Origin of the sequence: Edaphobacter acidisoli (assembly GCF_014642855.1) — a bacterium.
Taxonomy (GTDB): domain Bacteria; phylum Acidobacteriota; class Terriglobia; order Terriglobales; family Acidobacteriaceae; genus Edaphobacter; species Edaphobacter acidisoli.
The window spans coordinates 2,007,829-2,025,359 of record NZ_BMJB01000001.1; the positions used below are offsets into that span (position 1 = coordinate 2,007,829).

Annotated in this window: 10 protein-coding genes; 6 read left to right on the plus strand and 4 right to left on the minus strand. The window is 61.1% G+C overall.

What is annotated here, in order from left to right; genetic code table 11:
• The first annotated feature begins 426 nt into the window (after positions 1–426).
• Positions 427–4,137, plus strand: coding sequence for a carboxypeptidase-like regulatory domain-containing protein (locus IEX36_RS08120; RefSeq protein ID WP_188758836.1), 3,711 nt, complete (start codon positions 427–429; stop codon positions 4,135–4,137).
• Between the two features lie 126 nt (positions 4,138–4,263).
• Here the strand turns inward: IEX36_RS08120 and IEX36_RS08125 are convergent, their stop codons facing one another.
• Entirely contained in the window at positions 4,264–5,184 is a 921-nt protein-coding gene (locus tag IEX36_RS08125) for an N-acetylglucosamine kinase (protein ID WP_188758837.1), read from the minus strand.
• A gap of 66 nt (positions 5,185–5,250) precedes the next feature.
• On the opposite strand from IEX36_RS08125, the gene IEX36_RS08130 reads away from it, so the two are divergent.
• From IEX36_RS08130 to IEX36_RS08150, 5 genes are all read left to right on the plus strand, one after another.
• Positions 5,251–9,537 (plus strand): sodium:solute symporter family transporter, encoded by a 4,287-nt coding sequence (locus tag IEX36_RS08130; RefSeq protein WP_188758839.1) that lies wholly within the window; start codon positions 5,251–5,253, stop codon positions 9,535–9,537.
• 278 nt (positions 9,538–9,815) lie between these two features.
• A complete protein-coding gene (gene phoU / locus IEX36_RS08135; protein WP_188758840.1) occupies positions 9,816–10,496 on the plus strand; it encodes a phosphate signaling complex protein PhoU in 681 nt (226 codons plus the stop codon).
• A gap of 352 nt (positions 10,497–10,848) precedes the next feature.
• On the plus strand, positions 10,849–11,637 hold the full coding sequence (locus IEX36_RS08140; RefSeq protein WP_188758842.1) for a slipin family protein: 789 nt from the start codon (positions 10,849–10,851) through the stop codon (positions 11,635–11,637).
• Between the two features lie 41 nt (positions 11,638–11,678).
• A complete protein-coding gene (locus IEX36_RS08145; protein WP_188758843.1) occupies positions 11,679–12,305 on the plus strand; it encodes an SPOR domain-containing protein in 627 nt (208 codons plus the stop codon).
• A gap of 734 nt (positions 12,306–13,039) precedes the next feature.
• A complete protein-coding gene (locus IEX36_RS08150) occupies positions 13,040–13,627 on the plus strand; it encodes a PEP-CTERM sorting domain-containing protein (RefSeq protein WP_188758845.1) in 588 nt (195 codons plus the stop codon).
• A 348-nt stretch (positions 13,628–13,975) separates the two neighbouring features.
• Here the strand turns inward: IEX36_RS08150 and murG are convergent, their stop codons facing one another.
• The 3 genes from murG to murD are packed head-to-tail and all read right to left on the minus strand — an operon-like array spanning position 13,976 to position 17,508.
• Positions 13,976–15,046 carry an undecaprenyldiphospho-muramoylpentapeptide beta-N-acetylglucosaminyltransferase gene (gene murG, locus IEX36_RS08155; RefSeq protein ID WP_188758847.1) on the minus strand — a complete coding sequence of 357 codons (1,071 nt, stop codon included), beginning with the start codon at positions 15,044–15,046 and terminating at the stop codon, positions 13,976–13,978.
• A complete protein-coding gene (gene ftsW / locus IEX36_RS08160; RefSeq protein WP_188758849.1) occupies positions 15,046–16,137 on the minus strand; it encodes a putative lipid II flippase FtsW in 1,092 nt (363 codons plus the stop codon). The genes murG and ftsW overlap by 1 nt, the downstream gene beginning before the upstream one ends.
• Positions 16,138–16,146: 9 nt before the next feature.
• A complete protein-coding gene (gene murD, locus IEX36_RS08165; RefSeq protein WP_188759894.1) occupies positions 16,147–17,508 on the minus strand; it encodes a UDP-N-acetylmuramoyl-L-alanine--D-glutamate ligase in 1,362 nt (453 codons plus the stop codon).
• Positions 17,509–17,531: the final 23 nt, after the last annotated feature.

The window sequence follows — 17,531 nt, forward strand, 5'->3', positions numbered from 1 at the left end:
TTAATCTAACGGAAGCAGCCAGGCCCTGAATGACAAGAATAACGATTGCCTAAAGATGTTATCGATCTCATACTCTTTCATTCACGTACAAATCTCACCTGCTAAAATTCACTAAAACCGAGCTAAAACTTGTCTAAATCGATTAATATTCTCACTCCGAATTAAATTTTGGTGAAAAAGAATTGTTGACATCATCGTTTCTCCGCGATATAAGTTAGCTCGTCTCTTTTATTAAATCGATTTTTACAAGGGAAACCTAGCAGATACAGATTTGCGGGCTGAATCGCCGCGTCTCTGCGTAACATGCGGTGTTTTATGTTTACGTTATCACAACACTGGCCGGTAAACCAAGCAAAAACAATCACATAACGGCTCTGCCGGCCGCATCCAGGCACACATTTTGCCCAAATTAACTCAGGAGGCTCAATGAAGCAACAATCCCAATTCACCCTCTGGGCGCAGGACGGGTCCCAATGGCTCAGGTCATGGGCGCTCGCCTTTGCCTGCGTCATGTTTGTTCTCTGTCTTACCCCCGGCACACTCTTCGCGCAATCATCCGGCGGCACCATCTCCGGCACAGTTGCGGACACGACCGGCGCTGTCGTCCCCAACGCCAGCGTCGTCCTCGTCAACACCCAGTCCGGCGACAAACGCGCCTCTGTATCCAACGGCAGCGGCTTCTTCAACTTCGCCGCCGTCTCACCCGGCACCTATAAACTGACCATCAGCGCAAGCGGTTTCAGCACCTACGTTGCAACCGACATCATCATGCACCTGGGCGAGAACCACAATCTTCCCTCGATCGCCCTCAAGGTCTCCTCTTCCAATGCCGTCGTTGAGGTCGTCTCCTCACAGGCCGCGGTCATTCCTCTGGACACCGGCGAAAGCTCGATGACCCTCAGCAGCAAGCTCGTGCAGAACCTCTCGATCCAGGGTCGCGACGCCGCCGAGCTCGTCAAATTCATGCCCGGCATGGCAATGAACACCGGCCTCACCCAGACACAGTTCAGCAGCCTCACCACTCAGACAAACAGCGGCCCCATCGGCGCCTTCTCCGCCAGCGGCACCCAGCCCTACGGCGGCATGCAGATGACCCTCGACGGCGCCAGCCTCGTCGACGTCGGCAACCAGGGCACGCAGATCGCCAACGTCAACCAGGACACCACCGCCGAGTTCACCTACCTCAACGCGGCCTTCGGCGCTGACACTCCACGCGGCCCCACCATCATTCAAATCACCAGCAAATCCGGCGGCCAGGGCTACCACGGCGACATCTACACCTACCTCCGCAACTGGCAGGCCAACGCCAACGACGCCTACTACAAGGCATCTTCCGGCTCGAACATCCGCCCCATGGACCACCAGATCTATCCTGGCGCAACCTTCGGCGGCCCCGTGCTGATCCCCGGCACCAGCTTCAACCGCAACCGCGACAAGCTCTTCTTCTTCGCAGGCTTCGAGAAGATGCTCCAGAACCCCTTCCCAACGCTGCATTATCTGGTAACGCCCACCACCAACATGATCAACGGCGACTTCAGCGCGGCCACGCTCCCCGGTGCGCAAACCGCAGGCTCATCCTGGTGGCCTACAGCTCAGGTACCCTGCGCCAACGCAGCAAACTGGACCTCGTTCTGCCCCAGCGGCGGCGCGAATCAGAACATGTTCGCCAATGGCCAGATTCCCTCCTCCTACTGGGACGCAGACGGCCGCGCGCTCATGACCTACCTCAACAAGATCAACCCGCCCAACATCGACCCAGCCACGCACAATGGCTATAACTTCCGCTTCCTTGATGCTCCTCCAGTCAACCGCTGGGAGCTGCGCCTCCGTGGCGATTACGATCCCACCGTCAATGACAAGCTCTCCGTCGTCTACACCCAGCAGAATGAAGCTGACATCAACAACTTCGGCATCTGGTGGGACCCCGGCTTTGCCTCGCCTCTTCCCTCGCAGATGAACGCGACCACCAAGGCCAACCTCTGGACAGCAAACTACGTCCACGTCTTCGGTGCAGAAACTACTAACGAAGCCAGCTTCGCCTACACTTACTTCACCTTCCCGCCCGCCTTCACCAACCCATCGGCAATGACGGCCTCCACCGCGGGATACACCACGGCAGCTCCGTTCGACACCTCCAAGGTCAACTCCTTCGACCAGATCCCCAATCTCGTCAGCTGGGGTTGCAACACCGGAAACGACAACGGCTGCTTCCCTGGCCTCTACGCTCCGCCATCGATCAAGGCATTCGGCAACGCCTACGGCAACATCAAGAAGATCTGGTCGCTGCAGGACAACTTCACCCGCGTCCTCGGCCGCCACAGCCTCAAGGCAGGCGTCTTCTGGGACGAGAACTTCCAGACCCAGACCACCGGCTACGGCAACTGGACCCAGGGCGCGATTGACTTTGATAACTACAGCACCTACACCACCAACAATCCACTCGCTGACCTCCTCATCGGCCACACCGACGGCATCAGCCAGTACTCTGACGCTCCCGTGCACAACATGGCCTTCCACGAGTGGGCCGCCTACATACAGGACCAGTGGCACGTTGCCCGCAAGCTGACGTTCAACTACGGCATCCGCCTCGAGCACGAAGGCAACTGGTATCCAACCTCGGGCCCCGGCCTTGCCATCTTCGATCCGTCCAAGTACGACAACACCGCCAACGCACCCACCTGGACAGGCGCCGTCTGGCATCAGATCGACAGCTCCGTGCCGCAGTCCGGCTTCACCTCGAAGCTTCTCTATCCTGACGTTCGCTTCGGCGGCGCCTACGACATGTGGGGCGACGGCTCAACCGTCCTTCGCGGAGGCTTTGGCATCTATCGCTGGCAGTTCTCCGAAGGCGACATCGATGCAGCGCTCAACCCGGCGCTGAACGTGAACAGCATCAGCACCCCGTCCACTACCTCGATTGCCCAGTTGGCGACCTTCGCTCCTTCAGCAGGATCCTGGTGCGCTACCAACTCCTCCTGCCCTTCCGGTGTCGATCTCATCAAACAGGGCGACGACGCCAGCCCCTACACCATGAACTGGGACTTCATGATCGATAAGACACTCCCAGGCCGCATGGTCTTTGAGACTCAGTACATCGGCAACCACACCGCCAATGCCCTGCTCACCGGCAACGGCACCACACCGTCCTTCTACGCCAACATCAACAAGATCCCCATCGGTGGACTCTACGGCACCGATGCCCTCACCGGCGTCAACTACTGGCAGCAGTCCTGCGCTACCGGCACCTGCGCCACGCCTGCCAGCAACTACTATGGCGGCTACCGTCCGTACGCAAACTACGGCGTACTCAACCTCATCCAGCACGGCAGCTACTCCAACTACAACGGCCTCGTTGCCGCCCTGCAGAAGCAGACCGGCAAAGCGACCTTCCTCATCAACTACACCTTCAGCAAGGTCATGGGCATCCGTGACGGCCAGAGCGACAACGGCAACGGCGACGGCACCTCCATCGACGCCTTCGTTCTGCGCAACAACTACGGCCCTCTGTCCTACGACCACACCCACATCATCAACGGCACCTACTACGTGCAGTTGCCGGGCATCAACAACGCCAACCTGCTCGAGCGCACCGTCGTCAACGGCTGGCAGCTCTCCGGCGATCTCCAATTCCAGACCGGCGCTCCACTCCAGCCCAACACCGGCGGGACTATGAACGTCACCTGGAACGGCGTCAGCAATGCCTACCTGCTCGGCACCGATTCGCTGGTTCTTTCGCCATACCTCACCTGCGATCCGCGCAACGGCACGGGCGGAGGCAAATACTTCAACCCGTCCTGCTTCGAGACGCCAACCACGCTCGGCAAGAACGGCCCCGCCGTCTGGCCCTACATCAAGGGACCGGCCTACTTCAACACAGACATCGCGATGTTCAAGGACCTGAAGATCACCGAAAGCCAGCACGTACAGTTCCGCGCCTCGGCCTTCAACTTCATCAACCATCCCTTGTCGCAGTTTGGTCTTGCCAACGACATCAACCTGCAAATGAGCTGCGCGACAAATGGCGCGACTGCAGGTTGCCCAGGCGGCGGGTCCAACACCAACATCACCACCACCGGCAAGCCGTACTACGAGATCGGACGTCGAGTCATCGAAGTCGCCCTCAAGTACTACTTCTAAACGCAACCATCAACGAAACACAGACGCCCCAACTTTGCGGTTGGGGCGTCTGCTTTTAAGAACCATCATGATGATCGTTTCAACCGGAGCGTAGCGAAATAGAGGGCGGCTCCTCTACCTCAACGCCTAGCCATTGCGCGCCCGCCAAATCGCACCCTCCAAAGCATCCGCCGCACACTCCAGCACCCGCACCTCAGGAGCGACCCCTTTCAGCGTCCTCGCCATCGCCTCTCGCACCGGAGCGATATGTTCCAGCACGCTTCCCGTATAAGCGACACCCACCTCGCCGCCGCCCGTAAACTCGCGCATCTTCACCGCAACAATCGACACCACATCACCCAACTCCTCGCCACCACGCTGCAGCAGCGATAGCGCCAGATCATCACCATCCTGCGCGCACTTCGACACCACCGGCGCCAGCGTCGCAAAGTCCGGAGCAGGAATCCCATTTGCCTTGCCCACAATCTCGCCCAGCGAAATCCCGCCCCAGAACTCGCCAATTTTCTCCAACAGCGTCGTCGGCACTCCGCGATCCTTCGCCCAAAATCCCGCGCGCAGAGCCTCCAACCCAATCCAGTAGCCGCTGCCCTCATCGCCCAGCACGTGTCCCCAGCCGCCCGAGATGAACTTGTGAATCTCACCCGTCGCCCGCTCAACAGCGCGCCCCATCACAATCGTGCCCGTCCCCGCGACCACCAAAATCCCCGTGCCGCCATTGAACGCCCCATCAAGCGCAATCTCTTCATCGCCGCACAACACCAGATCGCCGCCCGCAGCCTTCTTCAACTCGCGCTCCGCCCATTCGCGCACAGCGTCAATCCCAAACCCGCCAAGCCCCGCGCACGTCCGCGTCACATCACGCAAATCCACACCCGCGGAACTCGCAACCTCGCTGAGCATCGCCCGCAGCCGCTTCGTCGCTTCTTCTTCACCCACGCGCGTCAGCTTCACGCTGCCTGTCGTCGTCTTCGCCAGCACGCGCGTCTCATCCGCCACCGCGCACCGCGTCTTCGTCCCACCCGAATCAATCGCCAGAAAAAGAGCCATAGCCTTCCATCATAAGTGACCGCCCCTCACTGCCAGAACCCCCGCCAACCCGATACACTCTCGTCTATGCTTGCAGCCGCGCTTCCCACGCGACTCCACACCGTGGACCTCGCCCTCATTGCCGTCTACCTCATCGGCATCACGCTCTTCGGCCTACGCTTCCGCGGCAAAGACAAAGGCTCCCGCTCGCTGCGCAACTACTTCCTCGCCGACCAGACCATCCCATGGTGGGCCATCATGCTCTCCATCGTCTCGGCCGAGACCAGCACCCTCACCATCATCTCCATCCCCGGCCTCGCCTTCATGAGCGACTTCGGCTTCCTGCAACTCGTCATCGGCTACGTCATCGGCCGCACCATCGTCGCCTTCCTCTTTCTGCCCAAATACTTCAAGGGCGAGATGTACACCGCCTACCAGCTCATCGACCATCGCTTCGGCCCCGCGCTGCACAAAGTCACCGCCGGACTCTTCCTCGCCACCCGCGCCGCTGCCGAAGGCGTCCGCGTCTTCGCCGTCTCCATCGTCGTCGCCATCGCCATCGGCACCGGAGACCTCATCTCCATCCTGCTCATCTCTGCCCTCACGCTGCTCTACACCTTCGAAGGCGGCATGGCAGCCGTCATCTGGACCGACGTCGTCCAGATGATCATCTACTTCGGCGGCACGCTCGTCGCCATCTTCACCCTCAGCTCCCACGTCCCCGGAGGCTGGCACACCATCCACGCCGTCGCCGGAGCCGCAGGCCGCTTCCATCTCTTCCACTTCGCCATGAATCTCACCGAGACTTACACCTTCTGGGCCGGCGTCCTCGGCGGCACGTTTCTCACGATGGCCTCGCACGGCACCGATCAACTCATGGTGCAACGCATGCTCGCCGCCCGCAACCTGCGCCAGTCGCAACTCGCCCTGATCTCATCCGGCCTGGTCATCTTCGTCCAGTTCGCCATCTTCCTTCTGATCGGTGCCGGCCTCTACGTCTTCTACGGCCTGCACCCCGCCACCTTTAGTAGTGCCGACCGTATCTTCCCCACCTTCATCGTCCAGGAGATGCCCATCGGCATCGCCGGTCTTCTCGTCGCCGCCATCCTCGCGGCGGCCATGTCCAACCTCAGCGCAGCATACAACTCGCTCTCCAGCACCACAGTCGTCGACTTCTACATGCACCTCAGGCCCAACGCAGACGAGCGCGAGCGCATGTTGATCTCCCGTTCCTCCACCGTCATCTGGGCCCTGGTCCTCTGCGCCATCGCCGTCTACTGCTTCTACGCCGGAGGCAAAGGCCACGTCGTCGAGATCGGCCTCTCCATCGCCTCGGTAGCCTATGGCGCACTGCTCGGAGTCTTTCTCCTCGGCACCATCGCCCGCTACGCCACGCAAACCGGAGCTATCATCGGCATGATCGTTGGCTTCGCTCTCAACGTCTGGCTCTGGCAAGGAGACTTCCCCGCGCACCTCGGCCTCATCACCATCCCGCACATCGCCTACACCTGGTACGTCCTCATAGGAGCAATCGTGACCTTCACCATCGGCTCACTCGCCAGCCTCATCTTCCGCACAAAGCCACGGACGAAAACAGCAGCCACCGCCGCAGTCATCCTCTTCTGTCTCTCTGCATTTCCATTCCGTGCCCTGAGCTTGTCGAAGGGGCAGGAATCTGCTTCTCCCCAGCTCGCCACTCATCAGCTCGCCATTCATCAGCCTGTCATCCTGAGCGGAGCCCCTGAGCGAGCCGTAGGCGAGTCGAACGGGGCGCAGTCGAAGGACCCCGAGAGTGCCAGTCCAGCCCAAACCGCTCAACCCCTTTCAGCCACAGCCGCCAAACCCGACTTCTCCCAAATCACCACCCTCATCAATCAAGGCATCGCCGAGCACCGTCTCCCCGGCGCAGTCGTCCTCATCGACCACGACGGCCACCAGGTCTTCGAGCAGGCCTACGGCGACCGCAAGGTCGCCAGCGAACTCAGCCCCAACGGCAGCACCGCAGCCGAGCCCATGACCGAAGACACCATCTTCGACATGGCCTCGCTCAGCAAATGCCTCTCCACCGCCACAGCCATCATGCAGCTCTACGAACAGGGCAAGCTCCAGTTCGACGACCCCGTCGCAAAATACCTCCCAGCCTTCGCTCAAAACGGCAAGGAGCACGTCACCATCCGCGAGCTGCTCACGCACTACTCCGGCCTGCCGCCCGACATCTCACTCAAAGACCCCTGGGGCCTCAGCAAGCCAGACAAAGCCGAAGGCATCAAGCGCGCGATGGAATCCCCACTCGCCAATCCTCCCGGAACAAAGTTCGTCTACTCCGACATCAACTTCATCACCCTCGGCGCGCTCGTCGAAAAACTCAGCGGCGAACCACTCGACGTCTACGCCGAGCAACACATCTTCAAACCCCTCGGCATGTCGCACACACGCTACCTGCCGATCGCTAAAGCCTGCGGCCCCTACACCATCGTCGGCGCGGCCATTACGCTGCCCGCGCAAATCCCCACGGACGAAGGCGGCCCCTGCCACGGCGACCAATGGAACGCACTCGACTGGGTCCCCAACGTCGCCCCCACCACGCACGACGACGAGGGCAACGCCGAAACCAACCCACACTTCAACATGCTCACCCGCGGCACCGTCCACGACCCAACCACCCGCCGCATGGGCGGAGTCGCAGGCCACGCCGGAGTCTTCTCCACCGCGCACGACGTCTCGCTCTACGCCAACGCGCTGCTTGAAAAACTCCTCGACAACACCGGCCCATTTCCGCTCAAGCAATCCACCCTCAAGCTCATGACCTCACCTGAGCAGCCCGCCACTGCCGAAGACACCGCCACCATCTTCACGCCCGACGGCCAGGTCACCAAAGGCGTCGCCGTACACGGCTATGGCTGGGACATCAACACCGCCTTCTCGCGCCCACGCGGCTCCATCTTCCCCATCGGCTCGTTCGGCCACACCGGCTTCACCGGCACCTCACTCTGGATGGACCCCGCAAGCGACACCGCCGTCATCATCCTCGCCAACGCAGTCCACCCACACGGCCACACCTCCATCTCAGCCCTACGCGGAGCCGTCGCCACCGCCGCCGCCCAGGCCCTCGGCCTCAGCAATTCAAATCAAGCAGGTCCCACCCAAACCGGCATCGACGTCCTCGAATCCACCCACTTCAGCGCACTCCGCGAAGCCGAAGCCCGCCACGGAGGCCATCTCCGCCTCGGTCTGCTCACCAACCAATCCGGCCTCGACTCACACGGCCATCGCACCGTAGACATCCTCTACAACGACGCAGCCAAAGCCGTCCCAGGCGTCGAACTCACCACACTCTTCTCGCCTGAGCACGGACTCTTCGGCGCCAAAGACTCCACCAACATCCCCAACGACACCGACCCCACCACCCACCTCCCCATCATCAGCCTCTACGGAGCCAAGCCCGAGCAGCGCCACCCGCGCCCAGAAGACCTTAGCAACCTCGACGCCGTCGTCGTCGACCTGCAAGACGCAGGCGTCCGCTTCTACACCTACGACACCTGCATGGGCTACTTCCTCGAAGCCGCCGCACACCAGCGCGCCCTCGGGCATAACCTTGAAATCATCGTCCTCGACCGCCCCGACATCATCGGCGGCACCGAAGTCCAGGGCCCCGTCTCCGACCCCGGCTCCGAGTCCTACATCAACTACATGCCCATCCCCGTCCGCCCCGGCCTCACCATCGGCGAGCTCGCCCGCTACTTCAACTCCGAGCGCCTCATCCCCACCACCGCAAACTCCAACGTCCACACCACCATCAAAGCCCCGCTCACCGTCGTCGAGATGCAGAACTGGCACCGCGCCGACTACTTCGACGCAACCCACCTCCCCTGGACCAACCCCAGCCCCAACCTCCGCACTCTCGACGCCTCCATCCTCTACCCCGGCCTTGGCTTCCTCGACGCCACCAACGTCTCCGTCGGCCGCGGCACCGACAAGCCCTTCGAGCAGATCGGCGCCACCTACATCGACGGCACCCAGCTCGCCGCCTACCTCACCGCCCGCCACATCCCCGGCGTCACCTTCGCCCCCACCACCTTCCACGTCGAAGAAAACTCCAACCACTACCCCGGCCACGGCAAAACCATCTCCGGCATCTCCTTCACCATCACCGACCGCTCCGCACTCGACTCCCCCGAGCTCGGCATCGAAGTCCTCAGCGCCCTCCACCACCTCTACCCGCAGTTCCCCCTCGAAAAAGCCTCCCACCTCGTAGCCAACGCCCAAACCATGCAAGCCCTCACCAACGACGAAGATCCCCGCATGATCGCCGCTGCCTGGACCGACGCCCTCACTACCTTCAGCCAAAAGCGCACCCAATACCTTTTGTATTAGGACCGTTCTCTCCGCAGCGCCGTGCTCCCGCAACGATCACCCAAGCCGTCATCCTGAGCGAAGGCGGCGCTTTTGCCGCCGAAGTCGAAGGACCCCGAGACCGCATCGGTCACCCATACAGGTCACCCATTTCGGCCACGAAGCATCGCCGCGGGTCGAAGGCGCAGCCCAGGCGCCCCGCAATGCAGCCAAACCCTGTTCCTCCCCAGACACCCCCGCAAAAATACATCCTCCCTTTACCGTCCCTGCGTCACAATAGACAACGAGGAAACTCCCCGATGCCTCGCATCTACTTTCAACAACAACTCGTCATCCTCAAAGACAGGCTGCTCGCCATGGCCGCGCTCTCGCAGCAGGCTCTCGCTCTCTCCGTCGAAGCCTGCCTCACCGGCGACACCGCCCTCAGCGAGCATGTCCGCGAGATCGAAGATGCCATCAACACCGCCGAGCGCGAAGTCGACGAGATGGCCTACGACCTCCTCGCCACCGAGCAGCCCATGGCGATCGACCTCCGCTTCATCCTCTCCATCATCAAGATCAACAGCGACCTCGAGCGCATCGGCGACCAGGCCAGCAACATCGCCGCCCGCGCCCAGCCGCTCAACGAGCCCACCTCCGACCTGCCCATCGACATGACCAACCTCCGCGACATGGGCGAGCGAGTCGGCATCATGATCCGCACCGCCGTCCAGGCACTCGTCGAAGCCGACGCGCGCCTCGCCGAATCCGTCCTCACCCAGGACGACGAAGTCGACGAGCTCAACCGCATCGTCCAGACCGACCTCGTCGGCCTCATGCAGAACCATCCATCCATCAGCAGCCAGGCGCTCGCAGCCATCATCGTCTCGCGCAACCTCGAGCGCTCCGCCGACCACGCCACCAACATCGCCGAAGACGTCATCTTCTGGGTCCGCGGCTCTGACGTCCGCCACAAGTTCTCCCTCGCCGAAGCCGACTGACCCTTGTCCCTGAAGTTCGCGCACAAATAACAGTGCCATCCTGAGCGAAGCTTGCCATCGTAAGGAAAAGGCCGTCATCCTGAGCGAAGATTGCAATCGTAAGAAAAAAGCCGTCATCCTGAGCGAAGCGACCGCAGGGAGCGGAGTCGAAGGACCCCGACACCGCCAATACCGCCCATATCTTCAAACCCTTTCAGCCACAGCCTTTCGCATTTCATTCCGCACCTGAGCGAAGTCGAAGCGAGAGGAATCCGCTGTTCCGCGCACAAATCCACCGCATAGCGAATCACCACCGCCACCGCGTTACAATCAATCGGCGGACAAACCCGCGCGCCGAGGCCCACCGAAAATCATGCCCATCCCCGAACTGATCGTCATCGCCATCATCCTGCTCTACCTCCTCAACTCCATCAACATCCTCAAGGAGTACGAGCGTGGCGTCATCTTCCGCCTCGGCCGCGTGCGCGAAGCAGCCAAAGGCCCCGGCGTCATCTGGGTCTTCCGCCCGCTCGACCAGATCGTCCGCGTCTCCCTCCGCCAGGAGGCCATGGAGGTCCCCCCGCAGGACATCATCACCCGCGACAACGTCACCCTCAAGGTCAACGCCGTCATCACCCTCCGCGTCGTCGACCCCACCAAAGCCGTCATCGAAGTCGCCAACTACATCTACCAGACCTCGCAGTTCTCGCAGACCACCCTGCGCTCCGTCCTCGGCGAAGTCGAGCTCGACCAGCTCCTCTCCCACCGCGACCAGCTCAACTCCCGCATCCAGACCATCATCGACGGCCACACCTCGCCCTTCGGCGTCAAAGTAGTCTCCGTCGAGGTCAAGCAGGTCGATCTGCCCGAGTCCATGCTCCGCGCCATGGCCAAGCAGGCCGAATCCGAGCGCGAGCGCCGCGCCAAGATCATCCACGCCGAAGGCGAATTCGACGCCGCCGCCAAACTCGTTGATGCCGCCAAAGCCATGGCCACCCAACCCATGACCCTCCAGCTCCGCTACCTCCAGACCCTCACCGAGATAGGTGTCGAGAAGAATACGACCATCGTATTTCCCCTTCCAATGGAGCTGATGAACCTGCTAAACAAATCTTTGGCCCCTTCCACAGGCGATAAACCCGCGGAAGAAAACAAAGCGTAGATGATCGGGGCCGTCTGAATTGAAATCAGAAGGACCCGCCCATGCCCCGCCGCTACGACGACGAACTCGAAGACGCCCCCGAAGAAGACCGCGAGATATCCCTCGGCGCCACCTCCATCATCGGCATCTTCTTTCTGCTCGCGCTCATCTGCGCCGCCTGCTTCGGCTTCGGCTACGCCATGCGCGGACGCCAGACACCCGCACCCGTAGCCACCACTCCATCCTCAACGCTCGAAGGCGACGGCCAGGCCAAACCCTCACCCGCCAGCGCCGAACCCGCGCAGACACCGGACACCACAGCCACCGAAACCCAGCCGGCCAGCCAGCCCACACAGTCCGAAGCCCCGCAGCCCCAGGCCGCCGCACCCATCGAGAACCAACCGGCTCCCACGCTCAAGCCCGTCTCGCTGGCCCGTGCATCCGCTCCCGCCCCTGTCGCGGTAGACAAGACCGGCACCACCGTAGTCCAGGTCGCAGCCGTCTCCCACAAGCAGGACGCCGAATTCCTCCTACAGGCCCTCAAAAAGCGCGGCTACAACGCCACCATCCGCCAGACCCCGCAGGACAAGCTCCTCCACGTCCAACTAGGCCCCTACGCCACCAAAGCCGACGCCACCACCATGCGCAACCGCCTCGCCGCCGACGGCTACAACGCCATCATCAAATAGCCATGCCAAATGCAGCGCAGAGAGCAGACCCTGACCAAACAATTGTCATCCTTCCGCGATCCGGGGTCTCCGGCGAGCTTGTTCGCTGGGGTGGGAAGCGGGAGGACCTGCTTTGCATTTCTTTCTTGCGGGCGCGGGTACGGGTGCCCCAGAGCCTGCCCTGAGCTTGTCGAAGGGTCTCGTCTTTGAAGCCTGGGTTCATTCGCGCTCCGCGCGAACCGCTTGTCGTTGCTCCTGTCGTTTGCCCTTGTCGTTGCCTTTGCCGTTGCTCCTGAGATAGGCCCGGACTTCAGTCCGGGCAACAACCAGCCGCAAAAAAAAGGGGCTTCAGCCCCTGGGACCAAGGGCCAAAGGCCCGCTTCATACCAGCCTGGACAAAGCCCCAGGTACGGTTCTGCTAAAAACTCGCCGACTGTGTCTTTCGCTGGAAGCCGCAGCCTCACCGCGACATGGGTGGGGTCGAATAACTCTGCCGTCTGCAAACCCTCCACTACGCCACATTTCCATTCCACAGCAGCATCCCCAGCCTCGCAGGCAAAATGAGGAACCCAGTTCTTATCCCAGCGCAAAGCGCTGCACACGGAGTGTGGAGCAGGTGAACGCCCTCGCTGTAACCCCTTCTCTTGCCATACACCACAAGCCCGATACCTATGGCCACACAGTTGCTCCATTGCATAGTGAACCATCCATTTACATCTCCTCGATATTTCTCTAACTAGGTAAAGGAGCACTCCATGAACAAGTTACTCGTGGCTCTCGTTCTCTGTTCCTTCGCGGCTCTTGCGAAGGCGGATTCTATCGTGATCCCCTTCAGCGGCTCAGGGTCCAGCGGAACCATCGCTCCCGGCGAACCGTGGGTCGCCAACGGTGGCGGCACGACTTCCTGGGGATCGCCCGGCCTCAATCAAGGAGTCCTTGCCTGGTCCGGCTCTGTAAGCAACATCACAGACCTGAGCATCACCTTTACCGGGCTTCCGCAAGGCGTCGTCATCGACGACCTCGGGACCATCTGCGGCGGCGGCGCGTATGGCGGCACTGTGCTTTGCACGGGAACTACCGGGGCATATTTACCCTACCTATGGACCTCTACCATCAGCAACGGCGGAGACACGATTACGTTCGACGCGCTTCCAGGCGTCACGCTGGGTCCCGGCCAAAGCTACTTTCTGAACATACTTTTCAGCGGAAGCGAGGGCGATACCGTCAACTTCACAGGTGGCTGGTCCAGTCCCAGCACTGTTCCTGAACCGGGCACAGTCTGGCTCATGAGCGCAGGCTGTGCCGCTCTTGGCGACCTCGTCCGTCGCAGACGCAGCCGATAATCGCTATCGTCGATACGAAACATTTCCCCCACTCATGCGAATCGCCGCATGAATGGGGGAAAACTCTGTCAAGCCCCCAAACCTGCTGAAAACTCTCAAACCGCCAGATAGCAAAGGAGATATTTCTCTCGCAAACGTGGCGGTTTAGTTTTTCCAATTCTGCGACAATAGAAATAGACAAGAAAAGACCAGGGCTCCGGATTTTCCGGAGCCTTTTGCATTTGCAACCAAAGCAAAATCAAGACTTTACGAACAACCCATGCCAAATGAAGACTTTACAAATCGGCCACGCGATAAAGCCAGCCAATTGAAGACTTTACCCAACAAAGTACGGGGTAGGGGGGGTACTCACCGAGCCAGCTCCCGCACCATCCCCGCAATCCGCCCGAGCGCATCCGGATGCGCCAACCCCCGAGCCGCCTCTCCCATCGCAGCCCGCCGCGCATCATCCCCGAGAAGCCCCCGGAGCACCCCCAGCAGCCGCTCCTCCGTCAGCTCCCGCTCCACAACCATCTCCGCCGCACCCCGCGCCACGAAGGCGTACGCATTCTTCCTCTGGTGGTCGTCCGCCGCCTGCGGGAACGGCACCAGCACCGCCGCCCTCCCCGCCGCCGCCAGCTCCGCCATCGTACTCGCCCCGCTCCGGCACACCACCAGGTCCGCCGCCGCGAACTCCCCCGCCATGTCGTCCAGGTACGGAGTCACCCGCACCCGCTCGAACGGCCCACCCACCGCACGGTACGCCTCCGCCGTCGACTCCCCATGCCGCGCCCCCGTCTGGTGCACCACGTCGAGGTCCGGAAACTCCCCCAGCAGCCGCTCCGCAATCCTCGGCACCAGCTCATTGAACACCCTAGCCCCCTGGCTCGCCCCGAACACCAGAAGCCGCCTCCGCCCACCAGCCTCCTTCGGCGCAATCCCAAAGAACTCCGGCCGCACCGGAGTCCCGGTCACCTGGGCATTCCGGAAGTACCGCCGCGACTCCTCGAAGTTCACCGCCGCCGCCGAGACCATCCGCCCCACCATCCGGTTCGCCAGCCCCGGCACCGCGTTCGGCTCGAACGCCAGCGTCGGCACCCCCAGCAGCACCGCCGCCATCATCGCCGGTCCCGAGGCATACCCCCCAACCCCGACCACGACATCCGGCCGGAACCGCCGCAGCAACCCCACGCACCGCAAGACCCCCAGCGGAAGATCCGCCAACGTCCGCACCCGCGTCACGGCGGAGACGTTCTTCAACTGCCCGACCCGAATCAACTCCAGCGGAAACCCCGCCTCCGGCACCAGCCGAGTCTCCAACCCCCGCGCCGTCCCCACAAACCGCACCTCGGCCCCAGCCGAGTCCCGCAACTCCCGTGCAATCGCCAGCGCCGGAACGACGTGTCCCCCCGTACCGCCGCCCGCAATCAAAACCCGCATCACTCGATCTCGCGCGTCACGTTCAGCAGGACGCCCATGCACGCCAGCGTGATGAAGATCGACGTCCCACCCGAAGAGATAAACGGCAGCGGAATCCCCTTCGTCGGCAGCAGCGCCAGCACCACACTCATGTTGAAGAAGGCCTGGATCAGGATCGCTGTCGTCAACCCGAACGCCAGGAACCGCGCGAACGGGTCAGTCGACAGAAACGCCGCCCGCAACCCCCGATAGCCCAGCGCCACGAAGAGCCCCAGCACTAGAATCGCACCCAGCAGCCCCAACTCCTCGCAGATGTTCGCAAAGATGAAGTCCGTCTGCACCTCCGGCAGATAGAAGAGCTTCTGCACTCCCTCCATCAACCCTCGCCCAAAGACACCCCCCGTCCCCACCGCAATCAGCGACTGCAGGATGTGGAATCCGGTCCCGCGCGGGTCGGCTTCAGGATTGATAAAAGCCAGCATCCGCGCCCGCCGGAACGCCACATGGAAGAGCATGTAGTAGAGCACCGGAGCGGCAAACATCGCCGCAACCGCAAAGTACCGCACCCGTAGCCCAGCCAGATATAGCATCAGTGCCGTCACGGCGACGCAGACGACCGCCGTACCCAGGTCCGGTTCCAACAAGATGAGCGCGGTAAAGAGGAGCGGCACGGCGACAGCCCGAAGGATCGTCCCTTTCAGGTCGTCCATCTGGTGGATCCGCGTCTGAAGAAAGTAAGCAAGGAAGAGCACCAATACCGGCTTGGCAAGCTCGGAAGGCTCAAGCGTCGTGCCTGCAATGCGAATCCAGCGGTGCGCGCCATTCATACCGCTCATAGCAAAAACGCCAACCAGCAGCAACATGGTGATGGTGACTGCCGGAAAAACCACGCGAGGATTGTTGTAGACGCGGTAGTCTACCCGCATCAATCCGACCATCACAAGCAACCCGAAGAAAGCCCAGATGGCCTGGCGCAATACATACGAGTATGGCGATCCCAGGTTAGCCTGCGCGACGACTGCCGATGCCGAAAAGACCTGCACCAGCCCGAACAGCACCAGCAGCAGCACAACTCCGAAGAGCCATTTGTCCACCCCTACCCTCTTCGCCATGCCATCCTTCTATGTCAACGCCAAATCGTTGACGAACTGCCGGAACATCCGCCCGCGGTGTTCATAGTTATCAAACTGATCGAAGCTCGAGCAGGCGGGCGACAGCAGCACGACTTCACCAGCGGTCGCGGCCTTCGCAGCTTCATTGACTGCGGCCTGCAACGTTCCTGCTGAAACCATCTTCACGACTCCCTGCAACTGGCGTTCAATCTTTTCCGCTGCAGAACCAATCGAATAAACAGCCTTCACCCGCTCGCGCAACATGTCGGACATCGTGGTGTAATCGGAGTCCTTGTCCTTACCCCCGAGGATTAGGTGGATTCCTTTAGGGAAGGACGCGAGCGCCTTCATCGCAGCGTCCACATTGGTCGCCTTCGAGTCGTTATAAAACTCAATTCCGTTTACCGTTCGAACAAATTCCAGCCGGTGCTCTACCGCTTTGAACGAAGCCACTGAGGCACGAATCTTCTCTGCCGGAATGCCTGCCAATCGCGCCGCGCACACCGCCGCAAGCACATTTTCAACATTGTGCGATCCCTTCAGATGAATCTCCGAGACAGGCATCACCGGCTCAGCTTTGGCGCTCTCACGAGGAATGAACAAAATACTGTCGCCATGTACGAACGCACCCTGCTTGATGGGCCTTCGTCCGCTAAACCAGAAGACCTGCGCGCGAGTTTTGGCGGCGACCATCTGTGTAGCCTTATCTTCACCGTTGAGTACGAGAAAGTCATCCGCCTCCTGCCGCTCGGTAATACGCGCCTTAGCAGCTGCATAGGCTTCGAAGCTGCCATGTCGGTCGAGATGGTCCGGCGTGATGTTGAGGACCACGGCAATATGCGGATGAAACTCTTCGATCGTCTCCAACTGGAAGCTGGAGACTTCGAGAACGTTGGTGGTCTCGGGCGTGCTGTTCTCAACCAGCTCAATGACCGGCACGCCGATGTTGCCGCCAACCTGTGTGGGTCCGCCTGCATCGGCAAATATCTTGCCAACTAATGTAGTAGTGGTTGTCTTGCCGTTTGAGCCAGTGATTGCCACTATACGTCCTTTGAGGAAACATGAAGCCAGCTCCAACTCGCCGATCACCTTCATGCCATAGTCGAGTGACTGCTTCACCTCTGGCGTGTCCATAGGAACTCCAGGCGAGACGACGATCAAATCTTGACGGCGAAAGGTCAGCAGCCCGTGACCGCCCGCTTCGACCATGATCCCGGCATCGAGCAGTGCAGGTGTCTCCTTAGCCAAAGCAGTTGCGCTGCGCGTATCGCTGACTGTGACACGCGCGCCCAACTTGCGTAGAAACATCGCTGCTGAAAGCCCGGATTTGCCCAATCCAACAACCAGTACTCGTTTGTTCTTCAAATCCATCATGACTGAATCTTTCCTCTTCA